The organism is Arthrobacter phoenicis, from assembly GCF_047238215.1.
GTDB lineage: Bacteria > Actinomycetota > Actinomycetes > Actinomycetales > Micrococcaceae > Arthrobacter.
Map to the genome: position 1 here is coordinate 24,098 of NZ_JBDFMK010000001.1, position 15,767 is coordinate 39,864.

The 15,767-nt window shown below is 71.2% G+C and carries 16 protein-coding genes and 1 riboswitch; of the genes, 10 read left to right on the top strand and 6 right to left on the bottom strand.

The window, feature by feature from the left end; all coding sequences use genetic code 11:
- The first annotated feature begins 107 nt into the window (after positions 1 to 107).
- The 4 genes from ABC337_RS18535 (at position 108) to ggt (ending at position 3,699) form a co-directional block, all read left to right on the top strand.
- Positions 108 to 257: a DUF7340 domain-containing protein gene (locus ABC337_RS18535; protein ID WP_459562736.1), complete on the top strand. Its 150-nt coding sequence runs from the start codon at positions 108 to 110 to the stop codon at positions 255 to 257.
- 135 nt (positions 258 to 392) lie between these two features.
- Positions 393 to 1,289, top strand: coding sequence for an SDR family oxidoreductase (locus tag ABC337_RS00130; RefSeq protein WP_412882854.1), 897 nt, complete (start codon positions 393 to 395; stop codon positions 1,287 to 1,289).
- Between the two features lie 17 nt (positions 1,290 to 1,306).
- Positions 1,307 to 1,780 carry an NUDIX hydrolase gene (locus ABC337_RS00135; RefSeq protein ID WP_412882853.1) on the top strand — a complete coding sequence of 158 codons (474 nt, stop codon included), beginning with the start codon at positions 1,307 to 1,309 and terminating at the stop codon, positions 1,778 to 1,780.
- A gap of 92 nt (positions 1,781 to 1,872) precedes the next feature.
- Entirely contained in the window at positions 1,873 to 3,699 is a 1,827-nt protein-coding gene (gene ggt, locus ABC337_RS00140; protein ID WP_412882852.1) for a gamma-glutamyltransferase, read from the top strand.
- 51 nt (positions 3,700 to 3,750) lie between these two features.
- Here the strand turns inward: ggt and ABC337_RS00145 are convergent, their stop codons facing one another.
- Together ABC337_RS00145 and ilvD are read right to left on the bottom strand one after the other, a co-directional pair.
- A complete protein-coding gene (locus tag ABC337_RS00145) occupies positions 3,751 to 4,251 on the bottom strand; it encodes a mycothiol transferase (RefSeq protein WP_412882851.1) in 501 nt (166 codons plus the stop codon).
- 151 nt (positions 4,252 to 4,402) lie between these two features.
- Positions 4,403 to 6,262 (bottom strand): dihydroxy-acid dehydratase, encoded by a 1,860-nt coding sequence (gene ilvD, locus ABC337_RS00150; protein WP_412882850.1) that lies wholly within the window; start codon positions 6,260 to 6,262, stop codon positions 4,403 to 4,405.
- Between the two features lie 85 nt (positions 6,263 to 6,347).
- Between ilvD and ABC337_RS00155 the strand changes: the two genes are divergently transcribed.
- The 5 genes from ABC337_RS00155 (at position 6,348) to ABC337_RS00175 (ending at position 12,282) form a co-directional block, all read left to right on the top strand.
- Entirely contained in the window at positions 6,348 to 7,184 is an 837-nt protein-coding gene (locus tag ABC337_RS00155) for a helix-turn-helix transcriptional regulator (RefSeq protein WP_412882849.1), read from the top strand.
- 92 nt (positions 7,185 to 7,276) lie between these two features.
- A complete protein-coding gene (locus tag ABC337_RS00160; RefSeq protein ID WP_412882848.1) occupies positions 7,277 to 8,026 on the top strand; it encodes a TetR family transcriptional regulator in 750 nt (249 codons plus the stop codon).
- Positions 8,027 to 8,171: 145 nt separating this feature from the next.
- Positions 8,172 to 9,434, top strand: a complete 1,263-nt coding sequence (locus ABC337_RS00165; protein ID WP_412882847.1) for an acyl-CoA dehydrogenase family protein — start codon at positions 8,172 to 8,174, stop codon at positions 9,432 to 9,434.
- A 64-nt stretch (positions 9,435 to 9,498) separates the two neighbouring features.
- Positions 9,499 to 10,695: an acetyl-CoA C-acetyltransferase gene (locus ABC337_RS00170; protein ID WP_412882846.1), complete on the top strand. Its 1,197-nt coding sequence runs from the start codon at positions 9,499 to 9,501 to the stop codon at positions 10,693 to 10,695.
- A 27-nt stretch (positions 10,696 to 10,722) separates the two neighbouring features.
- Positions 10,723 to 12,282 (top strand): long-chain-fatty-acid--CoA ligase, encoded by a 1,560-nt coding sequence (locus tag ABC337_RS00175; protein WP_412882845.1) that lies wholly within the window; start codon positions 10,723 to 10,725, stop codon positions 12,280 to 12,282.
- Between the two features lie 4 nt (positions 12,283 to 12,286).
- Here the strand turns inward: ABC337_RS00175 and ABC337_RS00180 are convergent, their stop codons facing one another.
- Genes ABC337_RS00180 through ABC337_RS00195 form a run of 4 tightly spaced genes read right to left on the bottom strand, consistent with a single transcriptional unit; the run spans position 12,287 to position 15,028 of the window.
- Positions 12,287 to 13,564 (bottom strand): MFS transporter, encoded by a 1,278-nt coding sequence (locus tag ABC337_RS00180; protein ID WP_412882844.1) that lies wholly within the window; start codon positions 13,562 to 13,564, stop codon positions 12,287 to 12,289.
- Positions 13,561 to 13,938: a fluoride efflux transporter CrcB gene (gene crcB, locus ABC337_RS00185; RefSeq protein ID WP_412882843.1), complete on the bottom strand. Its 378-nt coding sequence runs from the start codon at positions 13,936 to 13,938 to the stop codon at positions 13,561 to 13,563. Before crcB ends, ABC337_RS00180 begins: the two co-directional genes overlap by 4 nt.
- Positions 13,935 to 14,450: a fluoride efflux transporter FluC gene (locus tag ABC337_RS00190; RefSeq protein ID WP_412882842.1), complete on the bottom strand. Its 516-nt coding sequence runs from the start codon at positions 14,448 to 14,450 to the stop codon at positions 13,935 to 13,937. Before ABC337_RS00190 ends, crcB begins: the two co-directional genes overlap by 4 nt.
- The gene (locus ABC337_RS00195; RefSeq protein WP_412882841.1) at positions 14,450 to 15,028 is read right to left on the bottom strand and encodes a universal stress protein; all 579 of its coding nucleotides are present in this window, start codon (positions 15,026 to 15,028) and stop codon (positions 14,450 to 14,452) included. The genes ABC337_RS00190 and ABC337_RS00195 overlap by 1 nt, the downstream gene beginning before the upstream one ends.
- A gap of 78 nt (positions 15,029 to 15,106) precedes the next feature.
- Positions 15,107 to 15,193: riboswitch (Fluoride riboswitch) on the bottom strand.
- Between the two features lie 143 nt (positions 15,194 to 15,336).
- Here ABC337_RS00195 and arfB point away from each other — a divergent pair.
- Positions 15,337 to 15,759: an alternative ribosome rescue aminoacyl-tRNA hydrolase ArfB gene (gene arfB / locus ABC337_RS00200; RefSeq protein WP_412882840.1), complete on the top strand. Its 423-nt coding sequence runs from the start codon at positions 15,337 to 15,339 to the stop codon at positions 15,757 to 15,759.
- Positions 15,760 to 15,767 lie beyond the last annotated feature (8 nt).

The following is a 15,767-nucleotide window of genomic DNA, read 5'->3' on the forward strand; positions in this document are numbered from 1 at the left end:
CCCACCCGCCCCGGGTTTTGTAACGTCACTGGAGTTATTGCTACCGTGGCGGGTACGTTTCAACATTTCTTGGGGGAAATATGAATAAGGCACAGCGACGCGCCCACATGGAGCCGCCCTGTCCGGCCTGCGGATCCCGCGTGGTTCCGAACTGGACCGACCGGCGCCAGGCGTCCGCCCGGCAGCCCGACTGGCAGGTCAGCGACCGGCAGTGCAGTTCGCAGCTGTGCCGGCTCAACGACCCGCAGAACTGGTAGCGGCCGCGCGCCGGGAGCCCGGCCCCGGCGCTCGTCGGAGACGGATGGTTGGACTGCATGATCCGCCGGGATGATCCGGTGCCGCCCGCGCGTTGAAGCCCTCGGAAGAGCACACCACACCCGAGAGGAACCATCATGAGCATCGTTGTCACCGGCGCCACCGGCCACCTGGGCCGCCTCGTCCTGGAATCCCTGCTCCGCCGCGGCGCCCCCGCCGGCGAGCTGGTCGCCGTCGGCCGCGCCGTCGACAAGCTGGATGATTTCGCCGGCCGCGGCGTGCAGGTCCGGGCCATGGACTACGACGACGCCGGGTCGGTCGCCGCGGCCCTCAAGGGTGCGTCGAAGGTGCTGCTGATTTCCGGCAGCGCCGTCGGGCAGCGCCTGGAACAGCACCGGACCGTCATCGACGCCGCCCGGGCCGAGGGCGTGGAACTCATCGCCTACACCAGCATCGCCAACGCGGACAGCACGGGGATGAAGCTCGCCGCCGAACACCAGTCCACCGAGAAGCTCCTCGCCGAATCCGGGCTGCCCCACGTCCTCCTGCGCAACGGCTGGTACCTGGAGAACTACACCGAACAGCTGCCGGGCACCCTGGCACAGGGCGGCTTCGCCGGCAGCGCCAGTGACGGCAAGGTCAGCGCCGCCGCCCGCGCCGACTACGCGGACGCGGCCGCAGCCGTGCTGCTGGCCGATGACCAGGCCGGCAAGGTCTACGAATTCGGCGGCGACCAGGCCTTCACCATGGCGGAACTGGCGGCCGAGATCAGCGCGGCGGCCGGACAGCCCGTCGCCTACCAGGACCTCCCCGCCGCGGACTACGCCGCGATGCTCGCCGGATTCGGCGTCCCCGCGGACTTCGCCGGCATCCTCGCCGACTCCGACGTCGGAATTGCCCGCGGCGACCTCCTTGTCACCTCCGGCCAGCTCGCATCCCTGATCGGGCGGCCGGCCACCACCATGCCCGACGCGGTGCGCTCGGCGGTCGCCGCACTCAAGGACACCAGCCCGGAACACGGGACCGGCAACTAAGCGGACCCGGCAGCCCCATGACCGTCCACAGCGCCGGCCTGCTGCTCTACCGCCGGACCGACGCCGGGCTGGAGGTCTGGATCGCCCACATGGGCGGTCCGTTCTGGGCGCGGAAGAAGACCGCGTCCTGGTCCATCCCGAAGGGCATCCACACGGACCAGGAGGATCCGCTGGCCGCGGCCCGGCGTGAGTTCACCGAGGAGATCGGCACCCCGCCGCCCGAGGCCGACTACGTTCCGCTGGGCAGCTTCCGGCAGTCATCCGGGAAGGTGGTCACCGTCTTCGCCGCGGAGACGGACTTCGCCCCGGAGCGGATCGTCAGCAACACCTTCCCACTGGAGTGGCCCAAGGGCTCCGGCACCATCCGGGAATTCCCCGAGATCGATGCCGCCGAATGGGTTGGCGAGGACGAGGCCAGGGTCCGGTTGGTCCGCGGCCAGCTCCCCATGCTCGACGCCCTCGTCCGGCACCTAGGCGGGAAACCGGCCTGACGCCCCCCGACGCAGAACGTCTTGTCATTGAATGTCACAAAATCGACACGTAGTGTGACATGAATCGACAGACCTCTTCACCGGGAGCATTCATGAAAACACCAGGACGCAGGCTCTCCGCCCTGACGGCGGCGCTGGCACTCACCGTGGCCGGCGGCGCCGTCGCGGGCCCCGCCGTCGCCGATCCCCGCGAGACGGAGAAGACCCCCACCGCCACCGGGTACGGCGGCGCCGTGAGTACCGTCGATCCGGAGGCGTCCGCCGCGGCGATCGAGGTCCTCCGCAAGGGCGGCAACGCGGCAGACGCCGCGGTCGCGGCGGCCGCCACCCTGGGTGTCACCGAACCGTACAGCGCCGGCGTCGGCGGCGGCGGGTACTTCGTGTACTACGACGCCAAGAGCAAGTCCGTGGGCACCATCGACGGCCGGGAAACCGCGCCGGCCGGCATCACCCCCGACGCCTTCATCGACAAATCCACGGGGAAGCCCTACCGGTTCACCCCGGAACTGGTCACCAGCGGCGTCGCCGTCGGTGTTCCGGGCACCCCGGCCACCTGGCAGCGCGCCTTGGAACGGTGGGGCAGCCTGGGATTGGGCGAGGCCCTGAAACCGGCCATCAAGGTGGCCGACCGCGGCTTCGTCGTCGACCCCACCTTCCGCCAGCAGACCCTGGACAACAAGGCCCGGTTCGCCGCCTTCCCGGCCACCAGCGAGCTGTTCCTTCCCGGCGGCGACGCCCCCGCCGTCGGCAGCATCTTCCAGAACCACGACCTCGCCGCGACCTACCGTCTCCTGGCCAAGCAGGGCACCGAGGGCTTCTACACCGGGCCGCTGGCCGCCGACATCGCGGCCACCGTCCAGAACCCCGCCAAGGCGCCCGGCACCACGCTGCCAGTGCCCGCGGGATCGATGACGACGGCGGACCTGGCCGGCTACCGGGCCGCCGACCAGGACCCCACCCGGGTGGGCTACCGCGGACTGGATGTCTTCGGCATGGCTCCCTCGAGCAGCGGCGGCACCACCGTGGGCGAGGCCCTGAACATCCTGGCCCCCACCAACCTCTCCGGCCTGTCCACCGCCGGCGCGCTGCACCACTACCTGGAGGCCAGCGCCCTGGCCTTCGCCGACCGCGGCAAGTATGTCGGCGACCCGGCCAAGGTCAAGGTCCCGACGGCGGCCCTGACCGATCCGCTTTTCGGCAAGGAGCGCGCCTGCCTAATCGATCCCCTGCATGCGGCCACCAAGCCGGTGGCGCCGGGCGACGTCGCCAACTACGACGGCGTGTGCCCCGCCTCCACGGCGCCGGCGGCCAGCGACAAGGACACTGAGAACATCTCCACCACCAACCTCACGGTGGCGGACAAGTGGGGCAACGTGGCCGAGTACACGCTCACGATCGAGCAGACCGGCGGTTCCGGCATGGTGGTTCCCGGCCGCGGCTTCCTGCTCAACAACGAGCTGACCGACTTCTCCACGGTCTATGACGCGCAGGACCCGAACCGGATCGAACCCGGGAAGCGTCCCCGTTCCTCGATGTCCCCGACCATCATCCTCAAGGACGGCGCCCCGTTCGTCGCCCTGGGCTCGCCCGGCGGGTCCACGATCATCACCACCGTGCTGCAGACCATCCTGAACCGGGTGGACCTGGGCATGACCATCTCGGAGGCCATCGCCGCGCCCCGCGCCTCGCAGCGGAACACGGCGAAGGTCACCGCCGAGCCGGCGTTCATTGCGGCCTACGGCGATCAGCTCACCCCGTTCGGGCACCAGTTCACGCCCTCGGGCGACGCCTTCACGTCCGCGGCGGAGATCGGCGCCGCGACGGCCATCGAGTTCGGACCGGGCGGACGGCTGACCGCCGCCGCCGAACCGGTCCGACGCGGCGGCGGCTCGGCCATGGTGCTCAGCGCCGGCAGGTAACCGCCGGCGGTTTCACACGCAGCAACCAGCCTGACCAAGGGCCTGGGCGGATCAGCCGCCCAGGCCCTTGGCGTAGGCGGCCTGGCCCACGTGCTGGAGGCAGTCCGCCACGGTGCTGACCAGGCGCATGCCCAGGGTCACGGGCGGATCCCACCGCTCATCCACCACCCGGTCCAGCCCGCCGTCGTCCAGGCCTTCGATGAAGCCGGCGGTCTGGCGGTGGACGGCGTCGTAGTACTCCAGCAGCAGGTCCGGCCCGGCGGTCACGGCATCCACTTGGTCGGAGGAGTGGCCGTAGCCGGTGTCCCCCTCGGGCAGCGGGAGCCCGAACCTGCCGGCAAAGCCCTGGCTGGTCCAGACCTGCGGGAGGCCGGCGGCGGAGGAGACCTGGGCATCCTCCACCCGGGCCAGGTGCCAGAGAAGCCAGGCGATGGAGTTCCCGGTCCCTCCCGGGCGCCGGGTCAGGGTGCGTTCGTCCGCTCCGTCCAGCACGGCCTCCACCGTCTCGCGGATCCGACCGAAGGCATCGAGCAGCAGTTCGTTGGATTTCATTCCATTCCCTCCCTGGCGTCGTTCGTCCGCCCATGCTGGCACACGAACGGCCCGTTGCCCTATCACTTCCGGGTGCCAGGGGGTCATAGGCACCATAGGTAATAGGGCAACGGGCCGCCGTTGTCGTGCGCGGACAGGCGGCCGGCCGGGCCTAGCCTCCCAGGAGCGTGACGTCGCGGACGGCGCCCTTGTCCGCGGAGGTGGCCATGGCGGCGTACGCGCGCAGTGCGGCCGAGACCTGGCGCTCCCGGTCCTTGGGCTTGTAGCCGCCGTTGATCAGCAGCTTCTCCCGCCGCTCGGCCAGCAGTTCTTCGCTGACTTCCAGCTGCAGGGACCGCTGGCTGATGTTGATGCTGATGATGTCCCCGTCTTCGACCAGGGCGATGGTCCCGCCGGAGGCAGCCTCCGGGGAGATGTGCCCGATGGACAGGCCGGAGGTGCCGCCGGAGAAACGGCCGTCGGTGATCAGGGCGCACTTCTTGCCCAGGCCGCGGCCCTTGAGGAACGACGTTGGGTACAGCATTTCCTGCATGCCCGGACCGCCCTTGGGCCCCTCGTACCTGATGACCACCACGTCGCCTTCCTTGATGGTCTTGTTCAGGATCTTCTCCACGGCCTCATCCTGGGACTCGCACACCACGGCCGGGCCGGAGAAGGTCCAGATGGATTCATCCACACCGGCGGTCTTCACCACGGCGCCGTCCACGGCCACGTTGCCGCGGAGCACGGCCAGCCCGCCGTCCTTGGAGTAGGCGTGCTCCACGGAGCGGATGCAGCCTTCGGCGGCGTCGGTGTCCAGCGAGGTCCACTCGTTCGACTGGGAAAACGCCGTGGAGGACCGGACACCGCCGGGGGCCGCGTGCCACAGGGCGCTGGCTTCCTCCGTGGCCTTGCCGCCGCGGATGTCCCAGTCGTCCAGCCAGCCGTCCAGGTCTGCCGAGTGCACCGAGTGGACGTCCTTGTGCAGGAGGCCGCCGCGGTTCAGCTCGCCCAGCAGCGCGGGGATGCCGCCGGCGCGGTGCACATCCTCCATGTAGTAGGTCCGGTCCTTGGCCACGTTCGGGGCCACCTTGGCCAGGCAGGGTACCTGGCGGGACTTGGCGTCCATCTCGGCCAGGCCATAGTCCACGCCCGCCTCCTGGGCCGCGGCCAGCAGGTGGAGGATGGTGTTGGTGGATCCGCCCATGGAGATGTCCAGCGCCATGGCGTTGTCGAAGGCCTTGGCGGTGGCGATCGAGCGCGGCAGCACCGACTCGTCGTCGCCGTCGTAGTAACGCTTCACGAGCTCGACGACGGTGGTCCCGGCCTTCTCGTACAGCGCCTTGCGCGCGGTGTGGGTGGCGAGCACGGAGCCGTTGCCGGGCAGCGACAGGCCGATGGCCTCGGTGAGGCAGTTCATCGAGTTGGCGGTGAACATGCCGGAGCAGGATCCGCAGGTGGGGCAGGCGTTCTCTTCGATGAGGTTGATGTCGGCGTCGGAAATGGACTCGTCGACGGCGTCGGAGATAGCGTTCACCAGGTCCAGGGAGCGGACAGACCCATCGGTCAGGGTCACGCGCCCGGCCTCCATGGGGCCGCCGGAGACGAACACCACGGGGATGTTCAGGCGGAGCGCGGCCATCAGCATGCCGGGGGTGATCTTGTCGCAGTTGGAGATGCAGACCAGGGCGTCGGCGCAGTGGGCGTTCACCATGTACTCCACCGAGTCGGCGATCAGGTCGCGGGAGGGCAGCGAGTACAGCATGCCGCCGTGGCCCATGGCGATACCGTCATCCACCGCGATGGTGTTGAACTCGCGGGGAACCGCTCCGGCGGCCAGGATCGCGTCGGAGACGATCCGCCCGACGGGGGCAAGATGGGTGTGGCCGGGAACGAACTCGGTGAAGGAGTTGGCCACGGCAATGATCGGCTTTCCGATGTCCGAGTTGGCGACGCCGGAGGCGCGCAGCAGTGCGCGGGCTCCGGCCATGTTCCGGCCGTGGGTGACTGTTTTAGAGCGAAGTGCAGGCATGTCTATCATCCTGCACCGTGCCGCGGCCGGGGTGAAGACGGCCTTGATACTAGTAGTAGGAGTACCAGAGTAATAGTATTTTCGGGTGCAGCACGCCGATCGTCGCAAAGAACTGGGGCTCTTCCTCCGCGCCCGCCGGAACCAGGCCGTCCGGGTGGATTACGGCCTCCCACCCCTGTCCCGCACCCGCGAGCGGGGCCTGCGCCGCGAAGAGGTAGCCTTCCTCTCCGGCGTCAGCGTGACCTGGTACACCTGGCTGGAACAGGGACGGGACATCAATCCGTCCCGCCAGGTCCTCGAAGCGGTCGGCCGGGCCCTGCATCTTTCGGACGCCGGGCTGGACTACGTCCTGTCCCTCGGGGGCTACGCCGCCGTCGGGCCGGGAGCCGCCGCGGCGGCCACCGCCCCCGCCCATCTCCAGCGCCTGCTCGACGCCCTGGACCCGAACCCGTCGTTCGCCCTGTTCCCGGACTGGGGCATCGCGGGCTGGAACAGCGCCTACGCGGCCCTGTTCCCCAACATCGCCACCGTGCCCGCCGCCGACCGCAACCTGCTGTGGCTCGTCTTCACCGACCCCTACGTCCGGGACCTCCTGCCGGACTGGGAGGTGACCAGCCAGCGGTTCCTGGCCGAGTTCCGTGCCGAAACCGGGCAGCGCCTGGGCGACGTGGACGTCAGGAACCTGGTGGAACGGCTCAAGTCCGCCAGCCCGGAGTTCAAGGAAGGCTGGGACCGGTACGACATTCTCGGCTTCGAATCGCGGGAGAGGGTCTTCCACCACCCAGGCGTCGGCATCCTGCAGTTGGAGCACCATCAGCTCTCCCCCTCGGACCGGCCGGACCTTCACCTGGTGGTCTACACGCCGGCACCGGGCAGCGGGGCCGGGTCCAGGATGGGGCGCCTTGTCCCGGGGAGTGCCTAAAGGCGGACAGCCAGGAATCCGGCGCCCCCGCGGAGCGCGGCTGACGCAGCGTTAGGCCGCTCCCGTGCGCGGCGGTGTGCTACTTTCGGGCCATGACCAGCCAGCCCGTGACCCACGACGCCGACAGCCCGGCGGCCGCCGCCATCGGGCTTCTGGCCCGGCAGGGCTTCGACGCCACCTCCGTGGAGGAACTCGCCGAGGCCGCCGGGATGAGCCGGAGCACCTTCTTCCGCAAGTTCGGGTCGAAGGAGGATGTGGTCTTCGCCGACCACGAACGGATCCTGGCGCAGGTCACCGGCCGGCTGGCCGACTCCCGGCAGGATCCGCTCGCCGCCGTCGAGGACGCCGCCCTGCTGGTGTTCGAGCACCACCTGCGCCACCGCGAAACGTCCCGGGCACGCTACGAACTGATGCAGGCCGTGCCCTCGCTCCGCGACCGGGAACTGGTCACCTCGCACCGGTACGAACGCGCTTTCCTGGTGCACCTGCTCGATCGTCTGCCCACCCTCGCCTCCGCCCCCGGAACGGGTGACCGGCCGGCCGCGGAGCACCGCGAGCACACCGCCGTCGCCTACGCGGCCGCCGTCGTCGCCGTCCACAACGCTTTTCTCCGCCAATGGCTGCGCTCGCCAGCGACCGAGGACGCCGGCCAACGGGAGGACGCCGACGCCCGGCGGATGCGCGAACTCGCCGCGGAACTCCGCGGCCTGTCCGCCCTGTTCCGGCCGGTCCTGCTCGGCACCGCCCCGGCAGCGACCGCCAGCACCGTGGTGGTGACCGTGCTGGCAGGAGCCGCAGACAAGGACGCCGTGGCCCGCGCGGTCCGCGACGCGCTCCCCTGAGGAGTTCCCCCCGGACGTACCGGATCCTTGGAACGGAGTTTCTTGACGTGGAACTGCGTTTCATTGCATCCTTGATCGACGTGGTGTGAGCCACGCCACGGGCGGCGCTCAGCCGCCGACGCTATCGACGAGGACCACCACGCACATGACGACGACGTCGCCCGCCTCCGCGGCCACCGAAAACTCCAGCACCGTCCCGGCCGGCTTCCCCGCCGGCACCGTGGAGCCGGACTATCTCCTGACCGAGGCGCTGGGAACCGACCCGGCCGCCCTCTTCACCGGCATCAGGGATGAGGACCGCGCCTACTGGGACCGCGCCCGCGGCTTCGTCCAGGACGAGGTCCTCCCGGTGATCGACGGTTACTGGGAACGCGCCGAATACCCCGTGCACCTGCTGCGCCGCCTCGGCGAACTGGACCTCCTGCGCGACGGCATCGACGTCGAGGGCCACGCCCCGATGAGCAGCATGGCCGCGGGCCTGGTCACCATGGAGATCAGCCGCGGCGACGGCTCTGTGGCCACGATGATCGCCGTTCAGGGCGGCCTGGCCCTCCGCTCGGTCGCCGAATGCGGCTCCGAGGAGCAGAAGCGGCGCTGGCTGGCCCCGATCGCCGAGGGCACCGAGTACGCCGCCTTCGCCCTCACCGAACCCACCCACGGCTCCGACTCCGTGGGCCTGGAATCCACCGCCACCCCCACCGACGGCGGCGTCCTGCTCAACGGCGAGAAGAAGTGGATCGGCAACGGCTCCATCGGCGGTCTCAGCGTGGTGTGGGCCCGCGGCGAGGACGGGCAGGTCCACGGCTACCTCGTCCCGCAGGACTCCCCCGGCTACACCGGCACCACCATTGAGGGCAAGCTTGCCCTGCGCGCCATCTGGCAGGCCCACATCCGCTTGGAGGACGTCTTCGTTCCGGAGGAGAACATCCTGCCCGGCGCCCGCACCTTCAAGGACACCGCCCGCGTCCTGCTGGCCACCCGGCTGAGTGTCGCCTGGTCCGCCGTCGGCCACGCCACCGCCTGCTACGAGACCGCCGTCCAGTACGCCAAGCAGCGCAAGCAGTTCGGCCGGCCGCTGGCCTCCTCCCAGATCGTGCAGGAACGGCTGGCCCGCATGCTCAGCGAGCTCTCCACCATGCAGCTGATGGTCATGCAGATGACCCGGCTGGACGAGGCCGGCACCCTGACCGCCGAACAGGCCGCGCTGGCCAAGTACACCTGCACCCGGCTGGCCCGCGGCATCGCCTCCAACGCCCGCGACCTGCTCGGCGGCAACGGCATCCTGCTGGCCAACCGCGTCGCCCGGCACCTGGCCGATATCGAGGCCATCCACACCTACGAAGGCACCGAGACCATGCAGGCGCTCATCATCGGGCGCGGCATCACCGGCACCTCCGCGTTCGCCTGACCCGCCCATTTCTTCGCTTGATCCGCCGTCCCCTGACAGACGCCACCCACCAAAGGACCCACCCATGAACCAGAACGCCATCACCCCGGTCATCCTCGGAGGCGCCCGCACCCCCTTCGGCCGCTTCCGCGGCGGCCTGTCCGCCTTCTCCTCCAGCGAACTGGGTTCCCACGCCATCCGCGCCGCACTGGAGCGCACCGGCGTCGCTCCCGAACAGGTCGGCGCCGTGATCGTCGGCCAGGTCATCCAGGCCGGCGCAGGCCAGGGCCCCGCCCGGCAGGCAAGCCTCGCCGCCGGCATCGGCTGGGACGTCCCCACCGTCACCATCAACAAGCTCTGCCTCTCCGGCCTCACGGCCGTGATCGACGCCGCCCGGATGATCCGCGCCGGGGAGGCCGATTTCATCGTCGCCGCCGGCCAGGAATCCATGACCAACGCCCCGCACCTGGTCCCCGGACTGCGCGCCGGCGTCGTGATCGGCGACGCGCCCATGCTCGATTCCCTGAACCACGACGGCCTGCAGGACCCGGTCAGCGGAAAGCTGATGGGCGAGGCCACGGATGCCGGCAACGTCGAACGGCAGATCAGCCGCGAGGAACAGGACGCCGTCGCGGCCCGCTCGCACCAGCGCGCCGAGGCCGCCCGCGCCGCCGGGATCCTCGCCGAGGAAATCGCCCCCATCGAGGTACCCCAGCGGAAGGGCCCGGCCCTGACCCTGGAGCACGACGAGGGCATCCGCGCCGACACCACCGCCGAGTCCCTCGCGCAGCTGCGCCCGGCGTTCTCCAAGGACGCCGCCGCCACCATCACCGCCGGCTCCGCCTCGCCGCTCTCCGACGGTGCCGCGGCCCTCGTCATCGCCAGCAAGGAAGCCGCGATCGCCGCCGGCCTCGAGTGGATCGCCGAGATCGGCGCCCACGGCCAGACCGCCGGTCCGGACGGCTCCCTGCACTCCCAGCCGGCCCGGGCCATCGACCGCGCCCTCGCCCAGGAGGGGCTGCACGCCAAGGACCTGGACCTGGTGGAAATCAACGAGGCCTTCGCCTCCGTGCTGATCCAGTCCGCCAACGACCTGGGCATCGACACCGACGTCGTCAACGCCGAAGGCGGCGCGATCGCCCTCGGCCACCCCGTCGGCGCCTCCGGGGCCCGCCTGGTCCTGCACCAGGCACTCGCCCTAAAGCGCCGCGGCGGCGGCACCGGCGTCGTCGCCCTCTGCGGCGGCGGCGGCCAGGGCGACGCCCTGGTCCTCAAAGCCTAACCACCCCCTCAGACGAAGAAGCAGGACATGACCAACACCACCAGCGGCGACGGTTTCGCCACCATTTCCGTCGCGGCGATCCTGGCGGAATCCGCCCGCCGCTCCCCGGACCGCACGGCCCTGATCGTCGGGGAGGACCGGACCAGCTACGGCGATCTCTGGCGGCAGACCCGCGAGTACGCCGGCGCCCTGCGCGCCCGCGGCATCGGCCCGGGCGACGCCGTCGCCGTGCTGATCCCGAACGTGCCGGACTTCGCCCGCGTCTACTACGCGGTGCTGGCCCTCGGCGCGATCGTGGTGCCGGTGCACGCCCTGCTCAAGGCCCGCGAAATCGAGTACGTCCTCCAGGACAGCGGCGCGCGGCTGATGATCTGCGCCGATGCCCTCCTGGCCGAGGGCGCCGCCGGGGCCGCGGCCAGCGGCGTCGACGTCCTGACGGTCATGTCGCCCGAGGGCGGCGACCTGCCCCGGCTCGAGGCGGAAGCCGCCGCGGCGGAACCGATCCGCAGCTACGAACCCAGCCGCCCCTCGGACACCGCCACGATCCTCTACACCTCCGGCACCACGGGCAAGCCCAAGGGTGCGCTGGGGACACACTTCGCACTGGTGGAGCAGACCTCCGTGATCCTGACCAGCGTGATGGACTTCAAGCCCGGGGACGTGCTGTTCGGCGGCCTGCCGCTCTTCCACACCTTCGGCCAGACAGTGGTCCTCAACGCCGGACTGCGCGCCGGCGCCACCGTGGTGCTGCTGCCGCGGTTCACCGGCCAGGGCGCCCTGGAGCTCGTGGCCAAGCACAAGGTCAACGTCTTCGTCGGGGTGCCCACCATGTACGTGGCGCTGCTGGAGGCCGCGAAGTCGACGTCGGTGCGGCCGGCGGACCTGCGCTACGGCATCTCCGGCGGCGCGTCGCTGCCGCTGGCGGTGATGGACCGGTTCCGCGACGTGTTCGGCATCGAGATCCACGAGGGCTACGGCCTGACCGAGACCTCCCCGGTAGCGGCGTTCAACCACGTCGGCATGACGCCGCGGCCGGGCACCATCGGCATCCCGATCTGGGGCGTGGACATCGAAATCGCCCGGGCCGAGACCGTGGAGAGCATCGAGCTGCTGCCCAACGGCGAGCTCGGCGAACTGGTGGTCCGCGGCCACCTGCTGATGAAGGGCTACCTGAACCGTCCCGAGGCCACCGCGGACGCCGTCGTCGACGGCTGGTTCCGCACCGGCGACCTGGGCACCAAGGACGACGACGGCTACCTCACCATCGTGGACCGCAAAAAGGACATGATCATCCGCAACGGCTACAACGTCTACCCGCGGGAGGTCGAGGAGCTGCTGCTGACCCACCCGCAGGTTGTCAGCGCCGCCGTCTACGGTGTCCCGCACGAGGTCCACGGCCAGGAGGTCGCCGCGGCGATCGTGCTCGACGCCGGGGCCACGGTGACGGAGGCGGAACTGGTCGAGTTCGCCAGCTCGCAGCTGGCCGCTTACAAGTACCCGCGCATCATCCGGCTGCTGAATGAACTGCCGCTGGGTCCCAGCGGCAAGATCCTCAAGCGCGAACTCGCCGCCGACCCGGCAGGGTAGGCGCCTACGCCGGCGCGGCGGGCCGTCCCGCGCCGGAACGCAACAGCGGGATGAAGACCAGCAGGGCGGCCACCTGGGTGGCGATCGTGAAGAACGCCAGCCCCGCAGGGGACGTCGCGTACAGGGCGCCGATGATCGTCGAGCCCGCGAGCCAGGCGAGGCCATAGACGGCGGTGAAAATCCCGTACCCGGTGCCGCGCCGGGCGGCCGGGACCAGGTCCGCGACGGCGGCGCGCAGCGTGGATTCGTGGATGCCGAGCGCCGCGCCCCAGACCGCCGCCCCCGCCCACACCAGGGCTGGCGAGTCCGAAAAGGACAGGAACGGCACGGCGGCGGTGAGCGGCAGGGCCACCAGCAGCCCGCGCAACCCGATCCGGTCATACAGCGCGCCCGAGGCCAGCGCCGCCAGGGCCGCCGCGCCCATCGACACGGCGTAGGTCACGGGGATCAGCGCCGGCGCCAGCACCTTCGCCACCTCCAGGTGGTAGGAGACCACGCCGAAGGTGGAGAACCCGAACATGGACACGGCAGTGAAGCCGCTGTACCACCAGAACCGGGCCGGCAGCGGCGTTCGGCCAGCCGATGCCGCGGGCACTATCACGCGGGCGGCTGCATTGGCGGCCTCGCCGTCGCCGGCCAGGCCGGCGTCGAACCGCTCGGGGGCCGGGACGAAGCGCCGGAGCAGGACGACCGCGGCGATGGCCAGCGCGCCCGGGATGGCCAGGATGCCGAAGCCGAGCTGGTAGCCGGAAACCGCGATCATCAGGCTTACCAGGAGCGGGCCCACCAGCGCGCCGGACTGGTCCAGCGCCTCGTGGATCGCGAAGGCCCGGCCGCGGCCCAGCGTCGCCCCGGCGTGGGAGAGCATGGTGTCGCGCGCCGGGGTCCGGACGGCCTTGCCGAAGCGTTCGGTGATCACCAGGGCGGAGGCCTGCCAGAGGGACCCGGCGAGGGCCAGCAGCGGGACGGCGACGGCGGTCAGGGCGTACCCGGTGATGGTCAGCGGCCAGTACTTGCGCGTGCGGTCCGCCAGCGGCCCGGTTCCGAGCCGGAGGACCAGCGCCACGGCCTCGCCGACGCCGGTGATGAAGCCGACCATCACGGCGCTGGCGCCGAGGGTGGCCAGATACGGTCCGGTGATGGCGCGGGCGCCCTCGTAGACGACGTCGGCCAGCATGCTGACCACACCAAAGGACAGGACGAAGCCCATCGGGCCGAACCGGTTTTCCCGGCGCGCGGCCGTTGCCGGCGCGGCCTGTGCCGGCTGGTCGGAGGAGCTCACAGCAGCCCGCCCAGGATAAGGCCGGCGGCGGCCGCACCGACCGCGGCGAGGGCCGTGCCGAGGCCGTTGACCAGCGCCAGCCCGGACCGGCCGGACTGGACCAGGCGCACCGTCTCGAAGCTGGCGGTGCTGAAGGTGGTGTAGCCGCCCAGGAACCCGGTCCCGGCGATCAGCTGGAGTTCCGCCGGTGCGGCGTGGGCTCCGACGGCCCCGGCGATCAGGCCGAGGAGGAAGGAGCCGGTGACGTTGACGACGATGGTGGCCACGGGGAGGGCGGCGCGGACCCGGCTGCGGATCAGTCCGTCCAGCAGGAACCGGGAGGCTGCGCCGAGGCCGCCGGCCAGGCCCAGCAGGGCGACGGTGACCAGGCTCATTCGGGTGCCCCCTGCCGCGCGGAGGCCAGCCGGATGCCGGCGAAGGTGGCGAGGAAACCGCCCACCAGGGAGGCTCCCACGTACGCCAGCGCGTCGAGGGAGCGGCCGGCGGCGAGCAGTCCGTTGCTTTCCAGGGCCAGGGTGCTGTAAGTGGTGAAGGCGCCCATGAACCCGGTACCCAGGAGCAGCCGCATGACGCGCAGCCGTCCGGCGTCGGGGCCCCGGCGGATCAGGGCCTCCAGCAGCAGGCCCAGCAGGAATGCCCCCGCCAGGTTGATCACGAGCGTGGGCAGCGGCCAGCCGCCGGGGGCGGGCAGGATGGAACCGAGCCCGTAGCGGGCCAGCGTTCCGGCGATCCCGCCGGCCACCACCAGCAGCAGGAAGCCCGGGTGCAGGTGCAGCGGGCGCCGGCTGCGTGCCGGCTCCTGCGCGGAGTGTCCGGTGCCGGGGGCGACGGCGTGGGTGCCGTCCGGCCGGGCGCCGGGAACGGTGTCCGGGGTGCGGGGTTCCATTACCGGTCCTCCCGCGCGTGGTGCCGGGGCTGCGGGGCGAGCGGGACCACCAGGACAGGGCGGTGCTGGCGGTGGGTCAGGTGCACCGCCACCGAGCCGACCAACAGCTCCTCGAAACGGGCGCCGAGGCCGCGCTCCCGCGTCCCGACAACGATGATCGAGGCGCCGCTGGCCTCGGCGAGCCGGCCGAGTGCCCGCGCTGGGTCCCCGGCCAGGGCGACAAAGGACCAGGGCACGCCGCCGGCGTCCAGGGTCTCCCCCAGCCGGTCCTTCAGCGCCGCGGCGATCCCCTCGACGTCGTCGTCGATGCCGTCGGGATCGATCGGCCGGGTCCCGTCGTGGCCGGCCTGGTCGTCGGCGAGGTAGCTGCTGACATCCACGTAGGCGCAGATCAGGGGAACACCCAGGCTGAGGGCAAGCTCGGCGGCCCGGTGGGCGACGGCCTGGGGCTGTCCCGGGACCGCGCCCATGACGACGGGCCCGGCGATGCGATCGACGGGGCCGGAGGTGTGTTCGGAAGCGGAATGCTGCCCGGCGGCGGGGTCCGCCGGACCGGGGACGGGTCCTGTAGGTGTCATGATGCTCCTGTCCTGTGGCGTCTGTGTGAGGCGTCGCGGCGACGCGGCTGTCAGCACGGGTCACCCACCTTCGTTGGTGCAAAGGCAGGAACCATCAGCCAGGAGGCGGTTCGAACGGGGTGCGGAGTGCAGGCCGTTCCGGCGGGATCCATCGCCGTGTTCAGAGATTACACGCCGCACCCGGCCCCGCGCCACGCCGCACCGCAGGGCGGACGGCCGGTTGAGTAGCCCGACGGCGGCGGGTGCGGCTCCGGGTCGCCCGCCAATCGTTTCGCCGACGGCCCGCTGTTCTGTGACACGCTGGTGGCATGGACCTGGAGGTGAACCATTCCCTGACAATCCCGGCGTCGGAACTGCGCTGGCGGTTCTCGCGTTCCTCCGGCCCCGGCGGCCAGCACGTGAACACCTCGGACAGCCGGGTGGAACTGTCCTGGGATATCACCGGATCGCCCTCGCTGCGGGAAGACCAGCGGGAGCTGCTGGCGCGCCGGCTGGAGGGCCGGCTGACCGGCGGTGTCCTGACCGTCGCCGCCTCCGAGCGCCGGTCCCAGCTCCGCAACCGGGAGGCCGCCGCGGCCCGCTTGGCGCACCTGCTGGCGGAGGCGCTGGCGCCCGGGCCCGCTGCCCGGCGCAAAACCTCCCCCACCCGCGGCTCCACCCGGCGGCGGCTGGCCGGGAAGAAACTGCGCTCCGCGACGAAGCAGCAGCGCCGCCGGCCCAGCGCCGAGTAGCCGGGAAG